The sequence below is a fragment of the Rhodococcus sp. NBC_00297 genome (assembly GCF_036173065.1).
Lineage (GTDB): Bacteria > Actinomycetota > Actinomycetes > Mycobacteriales > Mycobacteriaceae > Rhodococcoides.
In genome coordinates this window covers 2,948,662-2,975,300 of record NZ_CP108041.1, presented here as the reverse complement: position 1 = coordinate 2,975,300, position 26,639 = coordinate 2,948,662, and the positions used below count along the sequence as shown (strand labels likewise).

The 26,639-nt window shown below is 68.8% G+C and carries 20 protein-coding genes; 10 read left to right on the top strand and 10 right to left on the bottom strand.

The window, feature by feature from the left end:
• Positions 1–70 precede the first annotated feature (70 nt).
• The 5 genes from OG947_RS14310 to OG947_RS14290 are packed head-to-tail and all read left to right on the top strand — an operon-like array spanning position 71 to position 4,593.
• On the top strand, positions 71–1,156 hold the full coding sequence (locus OG947_RS14310; RefSeq protein WP_328812122.1) for a hypothetical protein: 1,086 nt from the start codon (positions 71–73) through the stop codon (positions 1,154–1,156).
• Positions 1,153–2,286 (top strand): glycosyltransferase, encoded by a 1,134-nt coding sequence (locus OG947_RS14305; protein WP_328812121.1) that lies wholly within the window; start codon positions 1,153–1,155, stop codon positions 2,284–2,286. Before OG947_RS14310 ends, OG947_RS14305 begins: the two co-directional genes overlap by 4 nt.
• A complete protein-coding gene (locus tag OG947_RS14300) occupies positions 2,283–3,275 on the top strand; it encodes a hypothetical protein (RefSeq protein WP_328812120.1) in 993 nt (330 codons plus the stop codon). The genes OG947_RS14305 and OG947_RS14300 overlap by 4 nt, the downstream gene beginning before the upstream one ends.
• Positions 3,276–3,288: 13 nt before the next feature.
• Positions 3,289–4,086, top strand: a complete 798-nt coding sequence (locus tag OG947_RS14295) for a glycosyltransferase family 2 protein (protein WP_027504586.1) — start codon at positions 3,289–3,291, stop codon at positions 4,084–4,086.
• Between the two features lie 9 nt (positions 4,087–4,095).
• Positions 4,096–4,593 carry a SixA phosphatase family protein gene (locus OG947_RS14290; protein WP_328812119.1) on the top strand — a complete coding sequence of 166 codons (498 nt, stop codon included), beginning with the start codon at positions 4,096–4,098 and terminating at the stop codon, positions 4,591–4,593.
• Here the strand turns inward: OG947_RS14290 and OG947_RS14285 are convergent.
• A complete protein-coding gene (locus OG947_RS14285) occupies positions 4,572–5,465 on the bottom strand; it encodes an SDR family oxidoreductase (RefSeq protein WP_328812118.1) in 894 nt (297 codons plus the stop codon). The genes OG947_RS14290 and OG947_RS14285 overlap by 22 nt on opposite strands.
• 153 nt (positions 5,466–5,618) lie before the next feature.
• On the opposite strand from OG947_RS14285, the gene OG947_RS14280 reads away from it, so the two are divergent.
• From OG947_RS14280 to OG947_RS14270, 3 genes are all read left to right on the top strand, one after another.
• Positions 5,619–6,002, top strand: a complete 384-nt coding sequence (locus tag OG947_RS14280; RefSeq protein WP_222639283.1) for a VOC family protein — start codon at positions 5,619–5,621, stop codon at positions 6,000–6,002.
• A 182-nt stretch (positions 6,003–6,184) separates the two neighbouring features.
• Positions 6,185–7,534, top strand: coding sequence for an MFS transporter (locus OG947_RS14275; RefSeq protein WP_328812117.1), 1,350 nt, complete (start codon positions 6,185–6,187; stop codon positions 7,532–7,534).
• A 63-nt stretch (positions 7,535–7,597) separates the two neighbouring features.
• Positions 7,598–8,704, top strand: coding sequence for an endonuclease/exonuclease/phosphatase family protein (locus OG947_RS14270; protein ID WP_328812116.1), 1,107 nt, complete (start codon positions 7,598–7,600; stop codon positions 8,702–8,704).
• A gap of 4 nt (positions 8,705–8,708) precedes the next feature.
• Here OG947_RS14270 and OG947_RS14265 read toward each other — a convergent pair whose 3' ends face one another.
• Positions 8,709–9,671 (bottom strand): MsnO8 family LLM class oxidoreductase, encoded by a 963-nt coding sequence (locus OG947_RS14265; RefSeq protein ID WP_328812115.1) that lies wholly within the window; start codon positions 9,669–9,671, stop codon positions 8,709–8,711.
• A 205-nt stretch (positions 9,672–9,876) separates the two neighbouring features.
• On the opposite strand from OG947_RS14265, the gene OG947_RS14260 reads away from it, so the two are divergent.
• Positions 9,877–11,460: a GMC oxidoreductase gene (locus OG947_RS14260; protein ID WP_328814029.1), complete on the top strand. Its 1,584-nt coding sequence runs from the start codon at positions 9,877–9,879 to the stop codon at positions 11,458–11,460.
• Here the strand turns inward: OG947_RS14260 and OG947_RS14255 are convergent.
• Positions 11,457–13,094, bottom strand: a complete 1,638-nt coding sequence (locus OG947_RS14255; protein WP_328812114.1) for an alkaline phosphatase D family protein — start codon at positions 13,092–13,094, stop codon at positions 11,457–11,459. The two genes, OG947_RS14260 and OG947_RS14255, sit on opposite strands and share 4 nt — an antisense overlap.
• Before the next feature lie 99 nt (positions 13,095–13,193).
• On the opposite strand from OG947_RS14255, the gene OG947_RS14250 reads away from it, so the two are divergent.
• Positions 13,194–13,520 carry a hypothetical protein gene (locus OG947_RS14250; RefSeq protein ID WP_027504577.1) on the top strand — a complete coding sequence of 109 codons (327 nt, stop codon included), beginning with the start codon at positions 13,194–13,196 and terminating at the stop codon, positions 13,518–13,520.
• Positions 13,521–13,536: 16 nt separating this feature from the next.
• On the opposite strand, the gene OG947_RS14245 is transcribed toward OG947_RS14250, so the two are convergent.
• From OG947_RS14245 to OG947_RS14215, 7 genes are all read right to left on the bottom strand, one after another.
• Positions 13,537–13,926, bottom strand: a complete 390-nt coding sequence (locus OG947_RS14245; protein WP_027504576.1) for a VOC family protein — start codon at positions 13,924–13,926, stop codon at positions 13,537–13,539.
• Positions 13,927–14,465: 539 nt separating this feature from the next.
• Positions 14,466–18,422 carry a DNA-directed RNA polymerase subunit beta' gene (locus OG947_RS14240; RefSeq protein ID WP_027504575.1) on the bottom strand — a complete coding sequence of 1,319 codons (3,957 nt, stop codon included), beginning with the start codon at positions 18,420–18,422 and terminating at the stop codon, positions 14,466–14,468.
• A 97-nt stretch (positions 18,423–18,519) separates the two neighbouring features.
• Complete coding sequence (gene rpoB / locus OG947_RS14235) at positions 18,520–22,026, bottom strand: DNA-directed RNA polymerase subunit beta (protein WP_027504574.1); 3,507 nt, start codon at positions 22,024–22,026, stop codon at positions 18,520–18,522.
• A 440-nt stretch (positions 22,027–22,466) separates the two neighbouring features.
• Positions 22,467–23,237: a hypothetical protein gene (locus tag OG947_RS14230; RefSeq protein ID WP_222649763.1), complete on the bottom strand. Its 771-nt coding sequence runs from the start codon at positions 23,235–23,237 to the stop codon at positions 22,467–22,469.
• A 57-nt stretch (positions 23,238–23,294) separates the two neighbouring features.
• Complete coding sequence (locus OG947_RS14225) at positions 23,295–24,059, bottom strand: hypothetical protein (protein ID WP_328812113.1); 765 nt, start codon at positions 24,057–24,059, stop codon at positions 23,295–23,297.
• A 70-nt stretch (positions 24,060–24,129) separates the two neighbouring features.
• The gene (locus OG947_RS14220) at positions 24,130–25,380 is read right to left on the bottom strand and encodes an MCE family protein (RefSeq protein ID WP_027504573.1); all 1,251 of its coding nucleotides are present in this window, start codon (positions 25,378–25,380) and stop codon (positions 24,130–24,132) included.
• On the bottom strand, positions 25,377–26,639 hold the full coding sequence (locus OG947_RS14215; protein WP_027504572.1) for an MCE family protein: 1,263 nt from the start codon (positions 26,637–26,639) through the stop codon (positions 25,377–25,379). Before OG947_RS14215 ends, OG947_RS14220 begins: the two co-directional genes overlap by 4 nt.

Sequence of the window (26,639 nt, the reverse complement as noted above, 5' to 3'; positions counted from 1 at the left end):
TTCGTACACCCGTGCCGCCCTGCCCACCCCTCGGGCGCGCGCGTCTGCCCCCGAGAGGATGACCCGAGCCGTGATCGCCGTCGCATCCATCCCTGCTGCGCACCCGTACGTCGCCGCTGTCGTCGCCACGGGCGACGACATTCTTCTGCTCGACGATCCCCGGCCCCTCGAGGCGACCACGCCCGGGCAGTGGTGGCCCCCGCGCCTGCTCGAGCCCGACTATCTCCGCGCGCACATCGACGACATCGACGTGGTGCACCTGCACTTCGGCTTCGACGCCGCCACACCGGACCGTCTCGCCGACGTCGTCTCCGTGCTGCGCGAGTCGTCGACCCCCCTCGTCCTCACAGTGCACGACCTGCACAATCCACACTTCGCCGAGCTCGACATGCACCGGTCCCAGCTCGACGTCCTCGTCCCCGCCGCGGCCGCCGTCATCACGCTGACCGACCGCGCCGCTCGGGAGATCGAACGTCTGTGGGGCCGCTCGGCGATGGTGATCCCGCATCCGCACGTCGCACCGCTCGACGTCATCGCCGCACGCGACACCACGGCGCACGAGCGCGCAGTCGTCGCCGTGCACGCCAAGTCGCTGCGCGCGAACCTCGATCCCGAGGCGGTCATGTCGACGGTCGTGGCGGCCGCGTCGGCACGCGACGCCGTGGTGCGTCTCGACATCGACGACGACGTGTTCGACCACACGAGCCACTGGTACGCACCGGAGCGCGGCGAGCGGTTGCTGGCCTTCCGTGATCACCCTGACGTCGACGTGCGGGTGCATCGTCGGTTCACCGACGCGGAGCTGTGGCAGTACCTGTCCGAGATCGACGTGTCCGTGCTTCCGTACCGCTTCGGTACGCACTCTGGCTGGATGGAGGCGTGCCGCGACCTCGGCGTCGTCCCCGTCGTCCCGGACATCGGCCACTTCGCCGATCAGTTCCCGTGCCCCACCTTCGTGTTCGGACCCGGCCTCTTCGATCCCGCGTCGCTCGATGCCGCGGTGGGCGAGGCGCTGCGCACCGAGCCGACCGGCCCGGACTTCGCCGACTACCGACGCCATCAGCAGAGCGCGATCGCCGCCGAGCACGCCGCGCTCTACCGTGCCCTGTCCGCTCCCGTCGCCTCGGGCCGCGCGGACGGAGCCGTGCTCGTATGACGTTCGCCGCCACCGCACGTCCACTGCGCATCGCCCTTCTCGGATCGTCGCGCTTCCCCATCGCGCAACCGTTCGCGGGTGGCCTCGAGGCACACGTGTGGCATCTCGCCCATGCCCTCACCGAGCGCGGCCATCGCGTCACGCTCTTCGGTGCCGAAGGCACGTCGACCGACGTCGCGCACGACGTCATCGACGTCCACACGTTCCAGATGAGTCCGCACGCGCGGACCGAACACATGGGACCGTCGTGGGTGGTGCACGAGCATCACGCCTATCTGTCGGTCATGCTCGAACTGGCCGGGCCCCTGGCACAGTCGTTCGACGTGATCCACAATCACAGCCTCCACTACCTGCCCATCGCGATGTCCTCGATGGTGCCGGTCCCCATGCTCACGACGCTGCACACGCCACCGCTCGCCTGGCTGGAGTCGGCGGCCGCGGTGCCGCTCAATCCGAACACCGGGTACGCCGCGGTGAGCGAGTACACGGCGCAGCAGTGGCTACCCGTCGCGGGTCCGATCCCCGTGGTTCCCAACGGGATCCCGCTCGACCGGTGGCCGTTCGGCCAGGGCACCGGCGATCGCGGCGGGGCGGGCGAGTACGCGGTGTGGACGGGCCGGTTGGTTCCCGAGAAGGGGGTCGATCTCGCCATCGACGCCGCCCGGCGCGCCGGCTACCACCTGCGCATCGCCGGACCGGCAGCCGACGACGACTACTTCCGGACGGCGGTGGAGCCCCGCCTCGGCGACGGCGTCACCTACGAGGGTCACCTGATGCAGAAGGAACTCGCCGATCTGGTCGGCGGAGCCGCCGTCGCACTGGTGACGCCGCAGTGGGACGAGCCGTACGGGCTCGTGGTCGCCGAAGCACTCGCGTGCGGCACACCGGTGGCGGCCTTCCGTCGCGGCGGCATCCCGGAGATCCTCGACGACACGTGTGGCCGGATGGTGCCCGCCGACGACATCGACGCTCTCGCCGGGGCCATCGGAGATGCTGCGCGCCTCCCCCGTGCGCACGCCCGCGCTCGCGCGGAGCGCATCTGTTCGGACGCGACGATGGTGGACAGCTATCTCGACCTCTACCGCGAGTTGCTGACGACGTCGGGCCGAACCGCCGCCGTCCCTGCATGATCGGGTACTACGTCCACCACCACGGCGTGGGGCATCTGACCCGCGCCCGGTCCGTCGCACGGGCGCTCGCCGAGCCGGTGACGGTGCTGTCCTCGCGGCCCCGGCCGTCGGACATCGACCCGTTCGCGGGGTGGATCACACTTCCTCTCGACACACCCGACGGCGGTGACGATCCGGACGACCCCACCGCTCACGGGGTCGTCCACTGGGCGCCCACCTCGGTCCCCGGGATGACCGACCGCATGGCCGCCCTCGCGCGGTTCGTGGACGAGGATCGCCCCCGATGCGTCGTCGTCGACGTGTCCGTCGAGGTCGCCCTGTTCGTGCGACTCATGGGTGTTCGGGTGGTCGTGTTCGCGATGCCGGGCGAGCGCACCGATGCGCCCCATCAGCTGGCCTATCGCGTCGCCGACCGCATCGTCGCTCCGTGGTCGGCCTCGGTGTACCGGCCGGAGTGGTTGCGCGAGTTCGAGGACAGGACCGTGTACGTCGGCTCGATCAGTGCCCACGCCGATCGTGCCCGCGCCGGAACCGACCGCGACCCGACGTCCGTCGTCGTGCTCGCGGGCGCAGGGGGCTCAGCTCTCACCCCGGACCACCTCGCCCGAGCGGGTGCTGCCACGCCGACCCGCACCTGGCGCGGTGTCGGCGTGCCCGGCACCCCCTGGGTGGACGACGTGTGGCCGCTGCTGACCGGTGCCGGCGTGGTGGTCACGCACGGCGGGCAGAACGCGGTGGCCGACGTGGCCGCATCGGGTGCGCCCGCGGTGATCGTGGCCGAGAGTCGCCCGCACGGTGAGCAACTCGCGACCACTCGCGCGCTGGGGGCCGCGGGGCTGGCGATCTCGCTCGAGTCGTGGCCCGATCCGGACCGGTGGCCCGAGATCCTGAACCGTGCCGGTGCGCTGACCGGCGACATCCGGGCACGGACCGAGGTGGACGGCGCAGCGCGTCGTGCGGCAGCGGCGATCGAGGACGTGTGGGCGTGACGTCGGTGCTTACATGACTTCGGTGGCCGTGGTGACCATCGTGTCGGGTCGCGCGGGGCACCTCGCTGCGCAACGCCGCGGTCTCGCTCGCTCGACACGGCGAGCCGATCTGCACGTCGTGGTGTCGATGGGTGACCCGACGGTCGTGGACGCCACCGCCGTCGTTCCCCGCGTCGGCGACGCGCTCCCCCTGGCGCGGGCGCGCAACGAGGGTGCCCGCCTCGCCCTCGAGGCCGGTGCCGATCTGCTGATCTTCCTGGACGTCGACTGCATCCCGAGCCGCGAGATGATCGACCGGTACGTCCGTCGTGCGCGCGACGGAGCCGTGCTGTGCGGGCCGGTCACCTACCTGCCCGAGGTCTCCGGTGGGTACCCGGACGACCTGGACGGATGGACGAATCCCCATGCGGCACGCCCGAATCCGGCGCCGGGGCACGTCGAGATCGGAACGAACTGGGATCTGTTCTGGTCGCTGTCGTTCGCGGTCACGTCGGCGACGTGGCACACGCTCGGGGGGTTCTGCGAGGACTACACGGGCTACGGCGGCGAGGACACCGACGTCGGCCGCGTCGCGGAACGATCGGGGCTGGATCTGCTGTGGGTCGGCGGAGCGCACGCGCACCATCAGTGGCACCCCGTGTCCTCGCCGCCGATCGAGCATCTCGACGACATCGTGACCAACGCCGCCATCTTCCACGGTCGATGGGGACACTGGCCGATGATCGGGTGGCTGAACGCTTTTCGCGAGCGCGGCGACATCGACTGGACACCCGAGGGCAGCAGCATCGCTCGCCGCCCGGTCGGGCACTAGCATCGAGCGATGTCCGACACCCGCACCCTGATCCTGATGCGCCACGGCAAGTCCTCGTACCCAGACGGGGTGGACGACCACGACCGGCCTCTCGACGAACGGGGCCGTCGCCAGGCCGCCGCGGCCGGCGACTGGATCCGGGCGAACGTCGGCGCCGTGGACGCGGTGATCTGCTCGACGGCGACGCGTACTCGCCAGACTCTCGAGCGCACGGCCGTCGACGCGCCGGTGCGCTTCGAGGGCACCGTCTACGGGGGCTCCCCCGACGACATCGTCCGCGAGATCAGCGCGACAGACGACTCGGCGGCCAGCGTGTTGGTGGTGGGCCACGCACCCGGAATCCCCTTCACGGCACTGGAACTCGCCGACGATCAGGAGTCGGACGCGGCGGTGTGGATCCGACGGGGCTACCCCACCTCCGCGCTGGCGGTGCTGGAGTTCACCGGCGACTGGTCGGATCTCGGGCCGGGGCGCGCCCGCCTGACTCACGCGCTCCGCGTCGACTGACCCTCCATCACAGCACGATTGCGCGCGCTCTCCGAGCGACCCAGCGCCTTCACCTCGGCGTCCATCTTCGGCAGGATGCGCGGCACGTGGCGCAGCGTCGTGGCCTCACCGAGCCGAGTGGTGAGCACGGAGCGCACCCACCCGATGCCGCCCACGATCCCGGGAACGTAGACCCGGCGTGACCGCCGCTCCACCGCGCGGACGAAGGCGTCGACACACGCCTCGACCGGCAGGGTGCGGCCGAGCGGCCAGGGCAGCACGGACAGCAGATCCTGGAACGCGGTGAGGTCGGACTTGGCGTCCTGCACCAGTGGAGTGTCGATCCACGCCATGTGGGCGGAGCCGACGTCCACACCCTGGTACTTCACCTCGAGGCGCAGGGCGTTGGCGAAGTGTTCGGCTCCCGCCTTGCTCGCGTTGTACGACGCGAGTCCGGGGCAGGCGGTGAAGGCGGCGAGCGAGGACACGACGAGCACGTAGCCCTTGCGCTCGATGAGCGAGGGCAGCGCCGCGCGGACGGTGTGGAAGACGCCCGTGGTGTTGATGTCGATCACGCGCTTGAACGTCTCCGGATCGACGTTGAGCACCGACCCGTAGCTCGAGATGCCGGCGTTCGCGAGGACCACGTCGATGCCTCCGAATCGCGCGATTCCCGCGTCCACAGCGGCCTGCATGTCTACGAGATCCCGTACGTCGGCGCGCACCCCCACGGCGACGTCGCCCAGATCGGCCACGAGTGCCGTCAGCGGCGCCTCGTCCACGTCGGTCAGCACCAGCTTCGCGCCCTTGGCCGCGAGAGCCCGCGCCGTCGCCTCGCCGATACCGCGGCCCGCGCCGGTGATGAGCACGACCTTGTTGCGCACGCTGACCATGTGAGTCCTCCTGACGACGAATGTCCGGTCACCGTACCTGTGACCGGAGATGACACCTACTGTTCCTAGGAATCGGCGGCGCATTGCGGACCGTGATCGTCCTCGATCGGGAGCAGAATCTCGGTCATCATCCGATACGAGGAGAGGCCGACCATGACCGCCACGCACCCGCTCACCATGGAGATCCAGCTCGTCATGCTGCCCGTCACCGACGTGGACCGCGCGAAGGAGTTCTACACGCGCATCGGCTTCCACGCCGACCACGACGCCACTCCCTTCCCGGACGTGCGCTACGTCCAGCTCACCCCACCCGGTTCCGCGTGCTCGATCGCGATCGGGAAGAACATCACCTCCGCCGCACCCGGATCCGTCGAGGGCATGCTCGTCGTCGTGCAGGACGCGCAGGCCGCGTACGAGATGCTGCTGTCCGCCGGCGTCGAGGCCACCCCGGTGAAGGACGAGGGCTGGGGGTTGTTCACCTACTTCGCCGACCCGGACGGCAACAGGTGGGCGGTGCAGCAGCTGCCTGTGGGCTGACGCCCCCGTGCGCCTTTCGCGCATCCAGGGATACGCAAAAGGCGCACGGGGGTGACGGAGCAAGGGTCCGGGCGGGCCCGATGGTGGGTCCGCCCAAGCTTCTCCCGACGACGGCACCCGGGCGTTTCGCCGGAATAGGCTGCGCCCGAATCGGCCGGCGCGCCGGTCGGACGGGGGCGGCAGTGACGGAGACCGAGAATCGGACCGAGCGGGGTGCGGCGGCGACGCGGGCACCGCGGTGGCGCACGATCGGGGCGCGGCGCGACTCCCTCACCCTCCCGTACGGGTGGGGACCCGCGATCGTGCTGGTGCTGGTCTCCCTCGTCGACCGCATCGAGTTCAGCCTGGTCGCCGCCGTGCTGCCGCAGCTGCAGGCGGAGTTCGGGTTCGGCGACACGGCGGCCGGCTCGATCCCCACCGCGGCCGCTGTCGCCGCGGGCCTCCTCGCGATGCCCGCCGCCTACCTCGCGGACCGACACGACCGCGGCCGCATCATCACCGTCGTCGTGTTCCTGTGGGCCCTGGCGACGGTCGGTTCCGCGCTCGCTCCCACCTTCGCCGTCTTCTACCTGGTGCGCATGGGCCTCGCCGCCGCCGAGGCGATCGACAATCCCGCCAGCGCCAGCATGCTCGCCGACTTCCACCCACCCGCGACCCGCCCGACGGCCTTCGGCTGGTGGCGCACCGCGGCCTACCTCGGCGGCGCCGGCATCGTGCTGGGCGGAGTGCTCGCCGAGTGGCTGGGGTGGCGCGGCGCCTTCCTCGTCATGGCGATTCCCGGTGTGGTGGTCGCCGTGCTGATGTCGCGGGTGCGGGAACCCGAACGGGGGTACGCCGACAGATTGGCCGCGGGCAGCGCGGACACGCCCGCGCCGGAGGCCACCACCGATCCGATGCCGGTCCAACTTCGCCGCGTCGCACCGATCCGGACGCTGTGGTTCACCGGCGGCGCACTCACCGTCATGAGCCTCGCGGTCGGTGGCCTGACGTTCTGGGTGCCCAGCCTGTTGCAACGCCGATTCGGCCTCGGCGAAGCGGCCGCCGCGTCCGCGGGCGGTGGTCTGACACTGATCGGCATCGTCGGCGGCACGCTCGTCGGATCCCTGCTCACCCGGCGACCCCTGTTCTCGACGCCGTCGCAATGGCGCGTCCTGGTGGGCGGCACCGGCATCCTGCTGGGCACCGCGGCCATGGCCGGGGCGTTGGCCTCCGAGAGCTGGCTGCCCTTCACCGTGCTGCTCACCGTGTTCGGCTTCTTCACCGCCTGGGCGATCCCCACGCTCACCTCGTGCGTCGCCGACGTGCTCGCCCCGCGCGACCGCGGACTGGGTTACGGACTGCTGCAGATCGCCGCGACCGTGGGCGGCGCCGTCGGACCGCTCCTCGTCGGCGCGGTGTCCGACGCGTACGGCTCCCTCACCACCGGCATGGTTCCGCTGCTGCCCCTGCTGCTGATCGGGGGCGTGCTCGCCCTCTGCGCCTACCCGTACGTGTCGCCGGACGCGCAGCGGGTGCTGGACGGCGTGGCCTGACGCCCCCTGCCTGCCCTCTCGTGTTCGCCCGTCTGTCAGGGCGGCGCGATAGCGTCCCGCACCATGCGACTCACCCGCGTGCTTCTCGCCGCGTCCGTCCTCGCCGCGTCCGTCCACACCCTGACCGCCTGCAGCGCGCCTGCCGCCGACGAGCCGCCCGGTGACCCGCGCACCGTCCGCGTCGCGACGTACAACGCCAGCATGAACCGCCCCGCCGCCGGTGAGCTGGTCGCCGCTCTGCGGTCCGGAACGGATCCACAGATCCGGTCGGTGGCCGACGTGGTCCAGCGCAACGCCCCGGACATGCTGCTGCTCAACGAGTTCGACTACTCCGACGGCGCCGTCGACCTCTTCCGCGACAACTACCTCGCCGTCGGCGACGCACCGATCGACTACCCGTTCGCGTACACGGCGCCCGTCAACACCGGCGAGCCGTCCGGGCTCGACCTCGACGGGGACGGGCGGTCCGACGGACCGAACGATGCCTGGGGCTTCGGGCAGTTCCCCGGCCAGTACGGCATGGTCGTCCTCTCGAAGTTCCCACTCGACGCCGCCGCGGTCCGCACGTTCCAGACCTTCCGCTGGGCCGACATGCCCGACAACCTGCTGCCGCGCGAGTACTACGGCGCGAACTCGGACGCCCTGCGCCTGTCGAGCAAATCGCACTGGGACGTGCCCGTGGACATCGACGGGCGGGTGATCCACCTGCTCGTCTCGCACCCCACGCCGCCCTCCTTCGACGGGCCCGAGGACCGCAACGGCCGACGCAATCACGACGAGATCCGGCTCACCGCGGACTACATCGCCGGCGCCGACTACCTCGTCGACGACACCGGACTCGCCGGCGGCCTGCCGAACGGCTCCTCGTTCGTGGTGTTGGGGGACCAGAACAGCGATCCGGTCGACGGGGACTCCTATCCGGGCGCCATCGCGCAACTGCTCGACAGCCCGGCGCTGCAGGACCCGGCGCCCACCTCGCCGACCGCCGGCACCGACACGGCGGACTTCGCCGATCCCGTGCCGGGTGATCTGCGGGTGGACTACGTCCTGCCGAGCACCGATCTGACGGTCACCGGGTCGGGGGTCTTCTGGCCCGCGCCCGGCGAGCCGGGCGCCGAGTTGCTGTCGGCGAGCGATCACAGACTGGTGTGGGTGGACCTACAGGTCTGACCCGTCAGCGCAGCAGTGCGGCCAACGCCTCGTCGGACGCACGCAGAGCGTCACGGTCGAACGTCGATGCCGAGGACAGGATCTCGTCGGCACCGGTGCGGTCGACGAGGTCCTCGAGCCGGCGGCGCACCGTCGCCGGACTGCCGTGCACGCTGCCGTCGAGGGAGCGCTGGGCCGACTCCCGAGCTCGCGGAGTGAGACCGTCGGGCATCTCGGTGACCGCCCGCAGCGGTGGGAACTCCCTGGTACGGCGGGACTCCGCCATGGCCACCGCCTCCGCCATGGCGAGTCGGCGAGCCTCGGCGTCGGTGTCGGCGACCAGGACGTCGAGCGACACCGTCACGGAGGGTTGCGCCGCGAAGGCCGACGGAACGAACTCGCGTCGATACGCCGCCAATGGAGCGAGGTCACCCGTGAGCATCGGACCGCCCACCACGACGGGAAGCCCGCGCTGGGCGGCGATCGCCAGCCCCTGACCCGTGGCGAGAACGTGGATCGGGATCAGTCGCTCGGGCGCGGGCTGCACGGTCACCGGACCGGTTCCGAGCAGGAAGTCCTGCAGATCCGCGAGGTCGTCGGCGAAGCGCTCGGCGTCCTCGGTGTCCGCCCGCAGCACCTTGCGCACCGGCGGCGTGAACCCCAGCGACCGGCCGACACCGAGGTCGACCCGGCCGGGACACAGCGCGTCGAGCATCGCGAACTGCTCGGCGACGACGATGGGCGAGTGGTTCGGCAGCATGACGCCGCCCGACCCCAGCCGAATCCGCGACGTCGCCGCGCCGATCGCGGCGAGCAGCACCGCGGGTGAGCCGCTCGCGATGCCGGGGACGGCGTGATGCTCGGCCACCCAGAACCGCTCGTAACCCGCCGCCTCGGCCCACCGCGCACGCTCGATCGTGTCCGACACCGCGGCGGCGGCAGACCGATCGGTGCGGGTACGGGAGCGATCGAGAAGGGACAGACGCATACTCTGCACAACCCTCGCGGGAGCCGCCCTGTTCCGCCCCGACCCGCCCGAGAAACCAGCACGAAGATTGGTAACAGTCATACAATCCGGTCGAGTGGTTCCATCACATGCACCATTCACGGGAGACTGACCATTCGACTGTTCTCGATCGATGGTGGGTGTGCACGTGAAGCGCAGGCAACTGCTGCAACTGGCCGCAGCAGGAATGGTGGGCCTCGCGGTCCCGCCCGCGATCACCCGGTCGACGGCGTCCGCACTCCCGCTCGGCGTCCCCTCGATCCGGAACCTCCTGCCCGAACTGTTCGCCGATCCTCCGCGTCCACCGGACCACTCACCCGCCCTCGTCATCGGATCGGGCTTCGGAGCCAGCGCCGCGGCGTTGCGGCTCGCGCAGGCCGGTACGTCGGTCACCGTGCTCGAACGAGGACTCCGCTGGCCGCGCGATCCGTTCCGCGACATCTTCACCGCCGACATGACGGCCGACGGGCGCGGCCTGTGGCATCAGCGCTCGTTCACCAACCTCACCGGCATGCCTGTCGGGCCCGTCGACTGGTTCAACGGCGTCCTCGACACCACGCGATACGAGAACCTGTCGGTGTGGCGTGCAGCCGCGGTGGGCGGCGGCTCCGTCGTCTACACCGGCGTCAGCATCGCCCCGGACAAGCGCTTCTTCGATCTCTCGTTCGGTGGCCGCGTGGACTACGACGAGATGGCGTCGCAGTGGTACCCCAAGGCTCGCTCGGTGCTCCGGCCGTCGACCATGCCCGACGACATCTACGCCTCCCCCGGGTTCGCCCACTCCAGGACGTGGGACGACCACGCCCGCCGCGCGGGTTTCGACCCGCAGCGCGTCGACGGAGGCTGGAACTGGAACGTGCTGCGTGACGAGATGTCGGGTCGGTCCCGGCCGTCCGCCACCGTCGGCTGCAGCACGTTCGGCAACTCCAACGGCGCGAAGCACGACCTGACGCAGAACTACATCCCGCAGGCCGAGGCCACGGGCAACGCCGTGGTGTGTCACAGCCACGAGGTCGTCGCCATCGGCACCGAGAGCGGTGGCCGCTACCGCGTGGAGGTGCGGCGCCTCGATCCCGAGGGCAACGCACTCGAGACGCGCACGCTGACCTGCGACTCGCTGATCCTCGGCGCCGGCTCCATCGGCACCACCGAACTGCTGGTCCGCGCACAGGCCACCGGCGCGCTTCCCGAGCTCAACGAGTTCGTCGGACGCGGATGGGGCACCAACGGCGACGCCTTCATGACCCGCTCGCTCGGCCCCATCGGCGGCGGCCCGCAGGGGGCGCCGTGCGCCTCGCGCATCGTCGACGACACGGGCCTGCCTCTCAGCGTCGAGAACTGGTATGTCCCCGGTGTTCCCACCGAGATGGGGTTCCTCGGATCGCTCGGTATGACCATCGACCCACTGCGGGCCGATTTCCGCTACGACCGTGCAACGGACGGGATGAGCTTGACCTGGCCCAAGGGCGGCAGCCGCGACACCGTCGAGGCACTGCGCGCGGTGCAGAACCGGATGGCACAGGCCGGCCGCACCGTCGTCTCCGCCGAGCCGTTCACTCGCGACGTCGACGACACGTTCACCGCGCACCCTCTCGGCGGTGCGGTCCTGGGCGACGTCACCGATGCGTACGGACGAGTGAAGGGGCACCCCGGCCTGTACGTCATGGACGGAGCTCTCGTTCCCGGCAGCACAGGTGCGGCCAACCCGTCTCTCACCATCACCGCGCTCGCCGAGCGCAACATCGCAGCCGTCATCGCCGCCGGAGGCTAGGCCAGGCCGATCTCCGGCCGACCCTCCGGCACCGTCACGGTCGCTGCCGTGCGGACCGGCGCGCCGGGAACCGAGATCGCGTCCAGGACCCGGACCTCGGAGCGCCACTCCGTCGGCGTCAGCGTCGCACGCAGGTAACCGCGTCGGGCATTGCCGAACTTGACGTGCGGAGACGCCGCCGCGATGTCCGCACCGGCCGTGTCGACGTCCGCACCGTCCTTGCCCGACGCGATGGATGTCGACGCGATCTCCACGCCCACCACCGGGGCGGAGTCGTCCTGATAGTCGCGGCGCAGCTCCGACACGATGGTGCGGTGGATGTCACCCACGATGGACGCCAGGTTGATACCGCGGTCGCGGGCGCCGTCGAGGATGCGGTGCCGTGACGCCTCGTACCCACTCCACGGGTCCATCCCGACCTTCCGCTCGCCGTCGCTGATGCGGGCCAGGTCGGAGATCACCGTCTGGTGTGCGAGGAACTTCCACGTGACACCGGACCCGAAACCGTCGAGGATCCACTTCTCCTGCGCCGCTCCGGTGATGGTGCGACTCGGGTCCGCGGTCTCCGCGTTCTGCGCGTGTTCGCCGTCGCCGTTGGCCTGATCGCTGCGGTACTGCCGGGTGTCGAGCACCGAGAAGTCCACCAGGTCACCGAAACTGAAGCGGCGGTACGCCGTCAGATCCGGTCCCGTCGGTCGCTGGGCCATCCGCACGGGAGTGTTCTCCCACCACGCCTTGAACGCATCGGCGCGGCGCAGGAGGAACAACCGCGGATCACCCGCAGGATCGCCGGGAGCGGCGGTGCCGGCATCCTGGCTGATCGCCCCGGCCCAGTTGTTGTCCACCTCGTGATCGTCGAAGGTGGTGATCCACGGCGCCGCTGCGTGCGCCGACGCCAGGTCGGGATCCGACTTGTACAACGCGTACCGATCGCGATAGTCGTTCAGTGCCAGCGTCTCTCGTCCCGCGGACTCGGGCCGTGGCTGCGACGCGCGGGCGCCTGTACCTTCGATCGCGTACTCGTAGATGTAGTCGCCGAGGAAGAACACGACGTCCGGGTCACTCGCCGCGAGATCGGCATAGGCGCCGTAGAACCCGTCCTCCCACTTCTGGCACGACGCCCACGCGAACGACAGTGACGCAAGGGGTGATCCCGGTGCGGGCGCCGTCCTCGTCCGTCCGACGGTGCTCACGTGCGGACCGACCATGAAGCGGTAGAAGTACTCTCGCGCCGGAGCCAGACCCCGCACGTCCACGTGCACCGACCAGCCGTCCGCATCGGATGCCAGTTCGATGCCCTGGCTCACCGTCCGCCCGAACCGTTCGTCCTCGGCGATCTCCCACCGCACCGGCACCACACCCGGCCGCATACCGCCGACCGGAGCGAGTGGGTCGACCGCGAGACGAGTCCACAGCACCACCGAGTCCGGAAGCGGATCGCCCGACGCGACGCCGAGGCGGAACGGGTAGTCGGCCGGGGTGCCGCGTTGCGGCTGCGCGTGCGCCGTCGCGCTCGACAGTTCCGGTGTCATCGCGAGCGCACCGACCAGTGCGGTCCACGTGAGGAACGAACGACGCGTGGTGCCGGCACGCAGAGAACGATCGGCACCGATGACGAGATCACGACGGCTCATGGACCGAACGGTGCCCCTCGAAAGGAAACTCCGTGTGGATCGGAGACGACGCGCGCGAGGACTCGCGCTGAAGCCACCCGAATCGGGTACGCAGTCGACATGGACGACAAGCGAGAGATGGGCAGACGCGACGTCGAGAAGCGGTGGCGCGATCCGCGCGCGATCCGGCACGCGGCCACGTACGACGGGGCAGTGATCGGCATCGCTGCCGTCGCGGTGGCCGTGTTTCTCGCAGCGGGCGCGTCCAGCGTCGCGATCGCTGCGCTCGTACCCGGTGTCTGTCTGCTCGGTGGGATCGGCGCACTGTGGATCGGCTACCGCTCCTACCGCCACGGCGGGACGTGGCCCGTCTGGCAGGGCGCCGCCTGGCTGCTGTTCGCGCTGATGCTGGTGAGCTTGTCCCTCCCGACCCTCGCTCTGCGCTGAGCCGGGAGGGAACGGATCACGCCTGCACGACGGTGATGACGTTGCCGTCGGGATCCTTCAGCATGAACATCGGCGGCACGTTCGGATCGTCGTCGCCGCCGAGCGGTTCCATCTCGAACCCGTCGAAGGCACTCAGGCGAGCGTGCTCCGCGCGGACGTCCGACGTCTCCACCCCGATGGACGAGCCGCCCGGCGTGTCGTACATCGGCGGGTTCAGCGCGAGGCGCGCCGTGGACCCCGGCGGCGCCACCTCGAGCCAGCGGTACTCCTCGTTCGGCCCGAAGCGGGTGTCACCGCGCACCTCGAACCCGAGCACGCGGGTGTAGAAGTCGAGGGCCTTGTCCTGATCGGCAACGGTGAACATGGCCACGCCGATGTTCGTGATGGTGCTGGGAGTCTCGGTCATACAGATGCCGACTCCGCGGTGGCCCGGAACTCATCGCGGTGACCTGGCGGTGCGGTGCGCCAGGCCCGGCGCCGCGCGCAGCGCCCGGTGCTGCGCGCACCCCACAGCCTGCGCAGAACCCCGCGCGGTGCGCCCGGCACGACGCGCACCAGAGATCCGGGGCGCCGGACCGTCGGCAACCCGCCGGACCTTCCGCGCGCAGCGCCCGGTGCTGCGCGCACCCCACAGCCTGCGCAGAACCCCGCGCGGTGCGCCCGGCACGACGCGCACCAGAGATCCGGGGCGCCGGACCGTCGGCAACCCGCCGGACCTTCCGCGCGCAGCGCCCGGTGCTGCGCGCACCCCACAGCCTGCGCAGAACCCCGCGCGGTGCGCCCGGCAGCCCCAACCGGCCGGCGCGGTGCGCCCGGCAGCCCCAACCGGCCGGCACGGTGCGCCCGGCACGATCAGCACCCGGCACCCGGCACCCCCGAACACAGAACAGCCCCGCACCCCACCGAAGTGGAGTGCGGGGCTGGACTTGTCTGTCGCGCTACCGGCTAGCGGTAGTCGCCGGAGAAACCGTAGTCGTCGAGCGGCACTGCAGCACCAGTGTTCTGGCCGAAGCCGTCCGCGCTGTAGTACTGATCGTCGTACGACGGCACCGCGTAGGCCGCGGCACGTGCTTCCTCGGTGGGCTGAACCGTGATGTTCCGGTACCGGTTGATGCCGGTGCCGGCGGGGATCAGCTTTCCGATGATCACGTTCTCCTTGAGACCGATGAGCTTGTCCGAGCGGCAGTTGATCGCCGCGTCGGTCAGCACTCGGGTGGTCTCCTGGAACGACGCCGCGGACAGCCACGAGTCGGTCGCCAGCGATGCCTTGGTGATACCCATCAGCACCGGACGTCCGGCGGCGGGCTCGCCACCCTCGGACACGACGCGACGGTTGCTCGACTCGAACTCACTGCGCTCGGTCAGCGATCCGGGCAAGAACTCCGTGGAGCCCGAATCGATGATGGTCACGCGGCGGAGCATCTGACGAACGATCGTCTCGATGTGCTTGTCGTGGATGGACACACCCTGGCTGCGGTACACCTCCTGGACCTCGTTGACGAGGTGGATCTGCACCTGACGCGGGCCCATGACTCGCAGGACCTCGTGGGGATCGGCAGCACCTTCCATGAGCTGCTGGCCGACCTCGACGTGGTCACCGTCCGACAACAGACGCTCCGTGCCGTCGTCGTGCTTGAAGACACGCAGACGCTGACGCTTGGAGAGCTTGTCGTAGACGACCTCTTCGCCGCCGTCGTCCGGGACGATGGTGATCTTGTAGAAACGGTCACCGTCCTCGAGCTGGATGCGACCCGAGACGTCCGCGATGGGCGCCTTGCCCTTGGGCACACGAGCTTCGAAGAGCTCCTGCACTCGGGGCAGACCACCGGTGATGTCGTCGCCGGCCACACCACCCTGGTGGAAGGTACGCATCGTGAGCTGCGTGCCGGGCTCACCGATCGACTGTGCCGCGACGATACCGACGGCCTCGCCGATGTCGACGAGCTTGCCGGTGGCCATGGAACGGCCGTAGCAGGTGGCGCAGACGCCGGTTCCGGTGGTGCAGGTGAGCACCGAACGGACCTTGACCGACGTGATGCCCGCTGCGAGCAGCGCGTCGATGGCCGGGTCGCCCAGGTCGTGTCCACGCTCGACGATGACGTTGCCGTCGGCGTCGACCGCGTCGGCGGCCAGGGTGCGGGCGTACGTCGAGGTCTCGACGTGCGCGTCGCGGATCATCGAGCCGTCGGCCAGCTTCTCCGCGATCACCGTGGTGATGCCGCGCTCGGTGCCACAGTCGGTCTCCCGAACGATGACGTCCTGCGAGACGTCGACCAGACGACGCGTCAGGTAGCCCGAGTCGGCGGTACGAAGCGCCGTGTCGGCCAGACCCTTACGAGCACCGTGCGTGTTGATGAAGTACTCCAGGACCGTCAGGCCCTCCTTGAAGGAGGACTTGATCGGGCGCGGGATGAACTCACCCTTCGGGTTGGTCACCAGACCCTTCATGCCGGCGAGCGACCGCACCTGCGTCATGTTTCCGGCTGCGCCGGACTTCACGATCATCGGGATCGGGTTCTCGTCGGGGAAGTGGGCCTCCATGGCCTTACCGACCTGCTCGGTGGCTTCCTGCCAGATCTTGACCAGGGCCGAGTTGCGCTCGGTCCGGTCGAGAGCGCCACGCTGGTACTGCTTCTCCAGGCGGTCGGCCTGAGCCTCGAACTCCTCGAGGATCTGCGGCTTCTCCGGCGGCACGAGGACGTCGGAGATGGAGATCGTGACACCCGAACGCGTGGCCCAGTAGAAGCCGGCGTCCTTGAGCTTGTCGACGGTCTGCGCGACCACGATCATCGGGTACCGCTCGGCGAGATCGTTGATGATCGTCGCCTGGCGCTTCTTCGGCATCTGCTCGTTGACGAACGGGTAGTTCGTCGGGAGCAGCTCGTTGAAGAGCACGCGGCCCAGCGTCGTCTCGGCGGTCCAGGCATCGCCCGGGGTCCAGCCGTCGGGGAACAGCTCCGCCTCGATCTCGCGCGACGGACGCTGCTGCGTCAGACGCACCTTGATCTGCGACTGCACGGTCAGGACGCCGCGATCGACGGCCATCTGCGCCTCGGCCGGGCTGGCGTAGATGCCCAGCTCCGCCGAGTCGGACGTCGAGGCCTGGAACTCGCCCAGTGCCTTGTCGTCGAGACGCGTCAGGTGGAACAGACCCGTCACCATGTCCAGACGCGGCATGGCGAGCGGTCGGCCCGATGCCGGCGACAGGATGTTGTTCGACGACAGCATCAGGATGCGCGCCTCGGCCTGCGCCTCGGCGGACAGCGGCAGGTGGACTGCCATCTGGTCACCGTCGAAGTCGGCGTTGAACGCCTCGCACACGAGGGGGTGCAGCTGGATGGCCTTGCCCTCGACCAGCTGCGGCTCGAATGCCTGGATGCCCAGACGGTGCAGCGTCGGTGCGCGGTTCAGCAGCACGGGGTGCTCGGCGATGACCTCTTCGAGGACGTCCCACACCTGTGCGCGCTGACGCTCGACCATGCGCTTGGCCGACTTGATGTTCTGCGCGTGGTTGAGATCCACCAGACGCTTCATCACGAACGGCTTGAACAGCTCGAGTGCCATGAGCTTCGGCAGACCGCACTGGTGCAGCTTGAGCTGCGGTCCGACGACGATGACCGAACGGCCCGAGTAGTCGACGCGCTTGCCGAGCAGGTTCTGACGGAAACGACCCTGCTTGCCCTTGAGCAGATCGGACAGCGACTTGAGCGGGCGGTTGCCCGGTCCGGTGACCGGACGGCCACGACGACCGTTGTCGAACAGGGCGTCGACCGACTCCTGCAGCATCCGCTTCTCGTTGTTGACGATGATCTCGGGAGCACCGAGGTCGATCAGTCGCTTGAGGCGGTTGTTGCGGTTGATGACGCGGCGGTACAGATCGTTGAGGTCGGACGTCGCGAAACGTCCACCGTCGAGCTGCACCATCGGACGCAGCTCCGGCGGGATCACCGGCACGGCGTCGAGCACCATGCCCATGGGCGAGTTGCCCGTGGACTGGAACGCGGCGACGACCTTGAGACGCTTCAGCGCACGGAGCTTCTTCTGGCCCTTGCCACTGCGGATGGTCTCGCGCAGGCTCTCGGCCTCGGCCTCGATGTCGAAGGTCTCCATGAGCTTCTGGATGGACTCCGCGCCCATCGCACCCGTGAAGTACTCGCCGTAGCGGTCGATCAGCTCGCGGTAGATGAGCTCGTCGACGATGAGCTGCTTCTTGGCCAGCTTGGTGAAGGTGGTCCAGATCTCCTCGAGACGATCCAGCTCACGCTGCGCGCGGTCACGGAGCTGACGCATCTCGCGCTCGCCACCGTCCTTGACCTTGCGACGGACGTCGGACTTGGCGCCCTCCGCCTCGAGCTCGGCGATGTCGGCCTCGAGCTTCTGCGCACGGGCCTCGAGGTCGGCGTCACGCTGATCGGCGACAGCCTTCTTCTCGACCTCCATCTCGGCCTCGAGAGTGGAGAGCTCGTTGTGGCGCAGCTCGTCGTCGACCGACGTGATGACGTAGGCGGCGAAGTAGATGATCTTCTCGAGATCCTTCGGCGCCAGGTCCAGCAGGTAGCCGAGGCGCGACGGAACACCCTTGAAGTACCAGATGTGCGTGACCGGTGCGGCCAGCTCGATGTGTCCCATGCGCTCACGACGCACCTTGGCGCGAGTCACCTCGACGCCACAGCGCTCACAGATGATGCCCTTGAAGCGCACGCGCTTGTACTTGCCGCAGTAGCACTCCCAGTCGCGAGTAGGTCCGAAGATCTTCTCGCAGAACAGGCCGTCCTTCTCGGGCTTGAGAGTGCGGTAGTTGATGGTCTCCGGCTTCTTGACCTCGCCGTAGGACCAATTGCGGATGTCGTCCGCGGTCGCGAGACCGATGCGGAGTTCATCGAAGAAGTTGACGTCCAGCACGTCGTACTTCCTTTCCCCTTCTCAGGGATAGTTTTCTGCTGCTACGAGTGATCGGGGGTGGGCCGGCGCGAGTCCCCTCGCGCCGGCCTGTCACCGATTACTGCGCGAGATCGTCGACGGTCGCGGACTCGTTGCGGGAGAGATTGATTCCCAGGTTGGCCGCGGCACGCTCGAGATCCTCGTCGTCGCCGTCCGCCATCGTGATGGCCGCGCCGTCCGAGGACAGCACCTCCACGTTGAGGCACAGCGACTGGAGCTCCTTGAGGAGCACCTTGAAGGACTCGGGGATACCGGGCTCCGGGATGTTCTCGCCCTTGACGATGGCCTCGTAGACCTTCACGCGGCCGACCACGTCGTCGGACTTGATGGTGAGGAGCTCCTGCAGCGTGTACGCAGCGCCGTAGGCCTGCATGGCCCAGCACTCCATCTCGCCGAAGCGCTGTCCACCGAACTGCGCCTTACCACCGAGGGGCTGCTGCGTGATCATCGAGTACGGACCGGTCGAACGAGCGTGGATCTTGTCGTCGACGAGGTGGTGCAGCTTGATGATGTACATGTAGCCCACGGAGACCGGGTACGGGAACGGCTCGCCGGAACGGCCGTCGAACAGGGTGGCCTTTCCGTCCGCGCCGACCATGCGCTCGCCGTCGCGGTTCGGGATCGTGCTCGCCAGCAGGCCGGTGAGCTCGTCCTCCTTCGCACCGTCGAACACCGGGGTGGCGATGTTGGTGTCCGCCTCGGCGGCCAGCATCTCCTCGGGCAGCGTCGCGGCCCAGTCGGGTCGGACTCCGTCCGCGGCCACCTGAATGTTCCATCCGGTCTTGCCGATCCAGCCGAGGTGAGTCTCGAGGATCTGACCGATGTTCATACGACGTGGGACGCCGTGCGTGTTCAGGATGATGTCGACCGGGGTGCCGTCGGACAGGAACGGCATGTCCTCCTGGGGGAGGATCTTGCCGATGACGCCCTTGTTGCCGTGGCGGCCGGCGAGCTTGTCGCCGTCCTGGATCTTGCGCTTCTGGGCCACGTAGACGCGGACCAGCTCGTTCACGCCGGGAGGCAGATCGTCGTCGTCCTCGCGCGAGAACACGCGAATGCCGATGACCTTTCCGTTCTCGCCGTGCGGAACCTTCAGAGACGTGTCGCGGACCTCGCGGGCCTTCTCGCCGAAGATGGCGCGCAGCAGGCGCTCCTCCGGGGTCAGCTCGGTCTCGCCCTTCGGCGTGACCTTTCCGACCAGGACGTCGCCGTCACGAACCTCGGCACCGATACGGATGATGCCGCGCTCGTCGAGATCGGCGAGGACCTCGTCCGAGACGTTCGGGATGTCACGGGTGATCTCCTCGGCACCGAGCTTGGTGTCGCGGGCATCGATCTCGTGCTCCTCGATGTGGATCGAGGTCAGGACGTCCTCTTCCACGAGGCGCTGCGACAGGATGATCGCGTCCTCGTAGTTGTGGCCCTCCCACGGCATGATCGCGACGAGCAGGTTCTTGCCCAGCGCCATCTCACCGTTCTCGGTGCAGGGACCGTCGGCCAGGACCTGGCCGGCCTCGACCCGTGCGCCCTCGTCCACGATCGGACGCTGGTTGGCACAGGTGCCCTGGTTCGAGCGCGCGAACTTGCGCATCCGGTAGGTGTTGCGAGTGCCGTCGTCCGCCATCACGGTGACGTAGTCGGCGGACACCTCCTCGATGACACCGGACTTCTCGTTGACGATGACGTCGCCGGCATCGACAGCGGCACGCAGCTCCATGCCGGTTCCGACGAGCGGAGCCTCGCTGCGCACCAGCGGCACGGCCTGACGCTGCATGTTCGCGCCCATCAGAGCGCGGTTGGCGTCGTCGTGCTCGAGGAACGGGATCATCGCCGTGGCGACCGAGACCATCTGCCGAGGCGAGACGTCCATGTAGTCGACGTCCATCGACGAGACGAATTCGACCTCTCCACCCTTACGACGGACGAGGATCTTCTCGTCGACGAAGCGACCCGAGGTGTCGATGGACGAGTTGGCCTGCGCCACGACGTGGCGGTCCTCCTCGTCGGCGGTCAGGTAGTCGACGTCGTCGGTGACCTGTCCCTCGACGACCTTGCGGTACGGCGTCTCGATGAAACCGAACGGGTTCACACGGGCGTACACCGAGAGCGATCCGATCAGGCCGATGTTCGGGCCTTCCGGGGTCTCGATGGGGCACATGCGGCCGTAGTGCGACGGGTGGACGTCGCGGACCTCGAGGCCGGCGCGCTCACGCGACAGACCGCCGGGGCCCAGCGCCGACAGGCGACGCTTGTGCGTCAGACCCGACAGCGGGTTGTTCTGGTCCATGAACTGCGACAGCTGCGAGGTTCCGAAGAACTCCTTGATGGCAGCGACCACGGGACGGATGTTGATCAGGGTCTGCGGCGTGATGGCCTCGACGTCCTGGGTGGTCATCCGCTCGCGGACCACACGCTCCATGCGGGACAGGCCCACGCGGATCTGGTTCTGGATCAGCTCGCCGACCGTGCGGAGACGACGGTTGCCGAAGTGGTCGATGTCGTCGACCTCCACGGGAACCTCGACGCCGTCGGGTGCCGTCATCGACTTCTCGCCCGCGTGCAGACGCACGAGGTACTCGATGGTGGCGACGATGTCCTCTTCGGTCAGCGTCGACGCCTCGATGGGCAGACCCGAGTTCAGGCCCAGCTTCTTGTTGATCTTGTAGCGACCCACGCGTGCGAGGTCGTAGCGCTTCTCCTTGAAGAACAGGTTCTCCAGCAGGGTCTGCGCGCTCTCCTTCGTGGGCGGCTCGCCCGGGCGGAGCTTGCGGTAGATGTCGAGCAGCGCCTCGTCGGTGCCGGCCGTGTTGTCCTTCTCCAGCGTGGCCATGAGGATCTCCGAGAAGCCGAAGCGCTCGGTGATCTGCTCGGTGGTCCAGCCGAGTGCCTTGAGGAGCACGGTGACGGGCTGACGACGCTTGCGGTCGATGCGGACACCGACGGTGTCGCGCTTGTCGACGTCGAACTCGAGCCAGGCGCCGCGGCCGGGGATGACCTTGACGCTGTGCAGATCCTTCTCGGTGGTCTTGTCGACGGCGTGGTCGAAGTAGACACCCGGGGAACGCACGAGCTGCGAGACGACGACGCGCTCGGTGCCGTTGATGATGAACGTGCCCTTGTCGGTCATCATCGGGAAGTCACCCATGAAGACCGTCTGGCTCTTGATCTCACCGGTGTTGTTGTTGATGAACTCCGCGGTGACGAACAACGGCGCCGCGTAGGTCATGTCCTTGTCCTTGCACTCGTCGATCGAGGCCTTGACCTCGTCGAAGCGCGGATCGGAGAAGGAGAGGGACATCGAGCCGGAGAAGTCCTCGATCGGAGAGAGCTCCGTCAGGATGTCCTCGAGACCGCCGCTGCGACTGCTGTCGCCACGTGCTTCCGCACGTGCGCGCCACTCCGGCGTGCCGACGAGCCACTCGAACGAATCGGTCTGAAGATCGAGCAACCCCGGTACTTCGAGGGGTTCGCGAATCTTCGCGAACGACACCCTCTTCGGGGCTCCGGGAGTTCCGGCGTTTTCCTTGGACTGGGTGGAGACTGCCAAGATGCGTCCTTCCAGCACCTCACGCGGGCCGCTTCGTGCACTGCGCGACCGTCGCTAATCTGCTTCTTTGTGTGGGAACTTCGCTGGTCACTACCCGTACGAAGTCCTCGCTCAGCAGAGATCGACACACGTGTCGATTCAGGCAAAGTCTGGAAGTGGACAGGAGGCACCCAGCGCAACGTCCAAAAGTACCCCAATGCGGCGGATATGGCAACCGCGTCCGCGCGGGGAGCGCGCTCGGCCCGGAGACTGCACGGGCCGTGATCCACGAACTGCCGAGCGCCCCTGCCCGTCGATCCTGACGCCCGGTGCCTCCATTTGCTCCGGCGTCGATCTCGATCATGGCAGCGGGGTCGCACCCGCGTTCGATGAATCCGGTAATCAGAGTGGACTCCCGAAGCCCTCGCGTCAAGAGCGAGAGCGGCGTTTCGTCCCCCGAATCCGCTCGACGCGGGCGATCAGCGGTTGTCGATGGTCGCGAGCAGCCACTTTCCGTCGACACGTTCCATGGTCACCGAGACCGGCGTCTGCACCGTTCCCTGGTCGACCGTGTCCTGCGTCGCGGCGATGTCCATGCTGGCCAGCAGCTCGGCCCGGTCACCGTCGAGCAGTGACACCCCGATGTCGGTGACCGTGGCCGTCGTGGTGGTCTGCGTCTGGATGACGCCCTGCTTGGTCTGCTCCGCGGTGGAGTCGTACTCCCCGCGGCGCTCGTCGTTCAGCACCGCGCGAGCGGCCGCCTGATCCTGGTCGATGGTGTCGAACTTGTAGCTGAACACCGTCTGCAGGGCGTCGCGCCCGGCCGACGTGACCTCGAGTGTGGCCGGAGTGTCGACCCATGCCTGGTTGCTCACCTCGGACGTACCGGGGCGCACCACGGCGAGGAGCGCGATCACGGCGAACACCACGGCGAGTGCGGCGAGCAGCATCGTGCGGGGAGTCCACCAGGCCGTGCGGCCGGCGGGGGCGCCGTCGTCCGCCTCGGTCGTCTCGGTCGTCTCGTCCACGACCGAGTCCGTGGCCGCGCTGTCGACCGCAGCGGTGTCGGCCGACGACTTCGACAGGTCGACGGTCGAGGCCGCGCCGGTGGACGTGCTCGTGTTCTCGTTCTCGATCGCGTCGCCGCCCGCGGGGGGCGCCGTGGAGCGTCCGGCGACCTTGGGTCGGCGAACGCTGCCGGCGGGGACACGGGGAGCGCCTGTGGGGGGTCTACGGCGTGCGGGGGGCATAGAGAGAACTCCTGGCTGGTGCGAGGCGAGCGGGACGGACGGCGTGACAGCGAGGTGTCACTGACCGCCGTCGGTCGGTGCGGGAGCGGGATCGACGGGCGCGGCGGGATCGACCGGAGCTGCGGGGTCGACCGGGGCTGCGGGGTCGACCGGGGCTGCGGGATCGGTGGCGGCGGGATCGGTGGGTGCAGCGGGATCGCCCGTCGCAACGGGTGCGCCCGGGACCTCGAGGGGGATGCGCTGCCCGATGGGCTGGATTCGCGTGGCCTTCCACGTGCCGTCCACGTCCTGCAGTTCGAGACGCAGGGTGCTCTGGTACCGCTCGTTGCCGTCCGGCTTGGTGGTGTCGGTGGTGAGGACCACGAGCGACTGCGCGGTGCCGTCGTCGGAACTGAACCCGACGAGCGACGCGTGCTGCACCGCCGCGGTGGTGACCACACCGGTCTCCGCGAACTGCTGGCGGAACTGATCCTTGGTGTCGTTCAGACCGTTGGTGAGCTCGTCACCGGTGATGGAGGACTCGATGTCGGCGAACGTCTTGTCCAGATCGTTCGAGTCGACGGAGTTCAGATTGATCGCCGCCTGCCGGGCGCCGGCGAGGGCGTCGTCCCGCAGGGAGGCGTCCGAGGACTCCTGGTACGCGAGGAACCAGAAGATGCTCAGCACGACGGCCGCGATCAACGTGATCGCGGCGGCCGCGGCAGTCACCGCCGTGGCGACCGGAGACGTGCGCGGCGCCGGTGCGGGCGTGGACTCGGACGTCCCGTCACCGGTGTCGGCGCCGTCGAGGTCCGGGTCGGAAGGAGAGGTGGTTGGCGTCACAGCAGACACCCTACTTGAGGGTAACTTCTCGCTGCCATCACCGCGCACCTCTCCTCACCCGACTCGACGGTCAGGGGCGGACCGTCACACCGAGCAGTGCGGCCAGCTGCGTCGCGATCGGGTTCAGATCGAGGGGGTCCGGCGCGACCTTGGGCTTGTCGTCCCACGGCTGCACCGTCTGCGGATCGGCGAAGCGCACGCTGTTGGCGCCGCGCACTCCCGTCAGGGATCCCTGCGGCACAGTGCAGTTCGCGTCGAGGTTCAACGGGAAGTCTTGCTGCGTCGGATCGAAGTCGGGATTCTTGGCGTACTCCGCGTCGAGGATCGCCTGCGTGCCCTCGTAACCCTGGGTGCACGACGGCGGGTTGTTCACCTCGAGCGCGATGCCGAAGTGAATGGTGCCGTCACCCGGACTCGCCGAGTTCGCTCCCTGCGCCAGGGCCGGGAGGAACTGGAGCAGCGGACGCAGTGCGAACGTGCGGGGGCTCAGTGCACTGGTCACACCCGCGAGGTTCGTCAGGTTGGTCGTCAGACCCGGGCCGGCCTGGTCGACGAGCGCGCCGACCTGGTCGCTGGCGGGAAGCCCGTTGTCGATCAGTCGTCGGATGTCCGGATCGCTCGACCGCAACTGCGCGGTGACCAGATCCAGATCCGAGCTGAACTGCTGAATGGACGACGACTGCTCGGACTGGGTGTCCAGCACGACGCGGCTGTCGCGGATCAGCGTGAGGGTCTGCGGCAGGTTGGCGAGACCGTCCTCGGAGAAGCTGTCGAGCGAGGTGACGAGCTGCTGCAGTGAGTCACCCGTGCCGGCGAAGCCGGTACCGAGCTCGGTCACCACGGTGTGCAGATCGTCGACCGGCACGGAGTCCGCGAGCGTCTTGACGTTCTTGAGCAGGCTCTCCACCGGCGTCGGGATGGACGTGTCGTCCTGCAGGATGACGTCGCCGTCCTGCAGGAAGGGGCCCTGATCGGTGCGCGGCTGCAGATCGACGTACTGCTCACCGATGGCGGAGCGGTTGGCCACCACGGCGATGGTGTCGGCCGGGACGTCGGGAGCGCTCTTCTCGAGCTTCAGTTCGACGTCGACGCCCTGCTCGGTCAGCTTCAGCTCACCGACGCGCCCTACGGGAATGCCGCGGTACGTCACCTCGGCGTTGCTGAAGATGCCGCCGGAATCGGCGAACTGACCGGTGACCGTGTACTGGCCGAAACCGAACAGCTGGTCGACGCGCACGTACTTGGCACCGACGTACACCAGGCCGAGCACGGCGATGACGACGAAGAGGATCAGCTGTGTGCTGACCAGCTTGGATCTCACTGTCCACCTTCGTTCTGAGGAACGATCCCGAACTGCTGCAGGATGCCGTCCAACGGGTTCGCCGACGGTGCGGCGGCGGGTACACCCGGCGCCGGGGTCGGCGACGGGATGATGGGCGGCAGAGGCAGCAGCGAGATGGTCGGGAAGGAGTTACGCGGGCCGTTGCCGTTGTAGTACGGGTTCGACGGATCGACCCGCGGCTTGGGATCGCCGTTGCGGGGCGCGCTGTAGATCGGGTTGCCCTGGCCGACGCCCAGCGCGGTGAGCTGGTTGCCGATCTGCAGATCCACACTGAGGAACAGATTCACCGCGTTGCCCTGGGTGATCTTCTCGACGCCGTCGGGGAACGGGAACGTGGGCACGAACGCGAGGTCCGTGATCAGCTCGTCGCCGTAGGTCGAGAGCTCCTGCAGGGTCGGGCGCAGTGCGCGCAGGTCGGCGATCAGATCGTCCTTCGACCGCTCGATGACGTCGGTTCCCACCTGCCCGAGGCGATCGAGCTGACCGAGAAGCTGTGTCAGCTGCGGACGCTGCTGTTCGAGCACCTCGGTGGCGACCGGCAGATCGACGAGGATCCGGTCGATCTTCTCGGTCTGCTGGTTGAGCGTGCCGGTGAGGACGTCGAGACCGTCGATCGCGCGCGTGATGTCGGCCTTCTGATCCTCGAGGCCGCCGATGAGCGAGTTGGCCTCCTCGAGCAGGTTCCGCACCCGGTCCTCGCGGCCGCCGAGCGCGGTGTTCAGCTCCTTGACGATCGGAGCGAGCTGCGCGACGCCTCCGCCGTTGAGCAACATCGACAGCGCGCCGAGCACCTGCTCGATGTCGGTGGCGTGGCGGGTCCGCTCGACGGGGATGGTGTCGCCCGAGGCGAGGCGCGCGGACGCAGCGTCGTCGGCCGGAACGCTGAGCTGGACGAACTTCTCGCCGAGCAGGTTGGTCTGCTGGACGGACGCCATGGCGTTGGCCGGCAGGTCCACGGACGAGTCGACCTCGACCTCGACGTCGGCGATCCACGAGTCGTTCGGCACGGAGACCGAGGTGACTCGGCCGACCTGGACACCGTCGACTTTGACGGTCGACTGCGGAACCAGGTCCAGCACGTCGTCGAACTGCAACGTCAACCGGATCGGATCCGACCCGACGTCGGCACCGCCGGGCAGCGGGATCCCGTAGATACCGCTGGATCCGCAGGCACTGAGCGTCACGGCGACGACGCAGGCACCGGAGGCGGCCATCAGGCCACGCGAGCGCACTCTCAT

Bases quoted from the DNA above. Each gene is read 5' to 3' on its own strand.
- OG947_RS14305 (WP_328812121.1), top strand. From the start codon at position 1,153: ATGACGTTCGCCGCCACCGCACGTCCACTGCGCATCGCCCTTCTCGGA.
- OG947_RS14300 (WP_328812120.1), top strand. From the start codon at position 2,283: ATGATCGGGTACTACGTCCACCACCACGGCGTGGGGCATCTGACCCGC.
- OG947_RS14295 (WP_027504586.1), top strand. From the start codon at position 3,289: ATGACTTCGGTGGCCGTGGTGACCATCGTGTCGGGTCGCGCGGGGCAC.
- OG947_RS14290 (WP_328812119.1), top strand. From the start codon at position 4,096: ATGTCCGACACCCGCACCCTGATCCTGATGCGCCACGGCAAGTCCTCG.
- OG947_RS14285 (WP_328812118.1), bottom strand. From the start codon at position 5,465: ATGGTCAGCGTGCGCAACAAGGTCGTGCTCATCACCGGCGCGGGCCGC.
- OG947_RS14280 (WP_222639283.1), top strand. From the start codon at position 5,619: ATGACCGCCACGCACCCGCTCACCATGGAGATCCAGCTCGTCATGCTG.
- OG947_RS14270 (WP_328812116.1), top strand. From the start codon at position 7,598: ATGCGACTCACCCGCGTGCTTCTCGCCGCGTCCGTCCTCGCCGCGTCC.
- OG947_RS14265 (WP_328812115.1), bottom strand. From the start codon at position 9,671: ATGCGTCTGTCCCTTCTCGATCGCTCCCGTACCCGCACCGATCGGTCT.
- OG947_RS14260 (WP_328814029.1), top strand. From the start codon at position 9,877: ATGGTGGGCCTCGCGGTCCCGCCCGCGATCACCCGGTCGACGGCGTCC.
- OG947_RS14255 (WP_328812114.1), bottom strand. From the start codon at position 13,094: ATGAGCCGTCGTGATCTCGTCATCGGTGCCGATCGTTCTCTGCGTGCC.
- OG947_RS14250 (WP_027504577.1), top strand. From the start codon at position 13,194: ATGGACGACAAGCGAGAGATGGGCAGACGCGACGTCGAGAAGCGGTGG.
- OG947_RS14245 (WP_027504576.1), bottom strand. From the start codon at position 13,926: ATGACCGAGACTCCCAGCACCATCACGAACATCGGCGTGGCCATGTTC.
- OG947_RS14230 (WP_222649763.1), bottom strand. From the start codon at position 23,237: ATGCCCCCCGCACGCCGTAGACCCCCCACAGGCGCTCCCCGTGTCCCC.
- OG947_RS14215 (WP_027504572.1), bottom strand. From the start codon at position 26,639: ATGAGAGTGCGCTCGCGTGGCCTGATGGCCGCCTCCGGTGCCTGCGTC.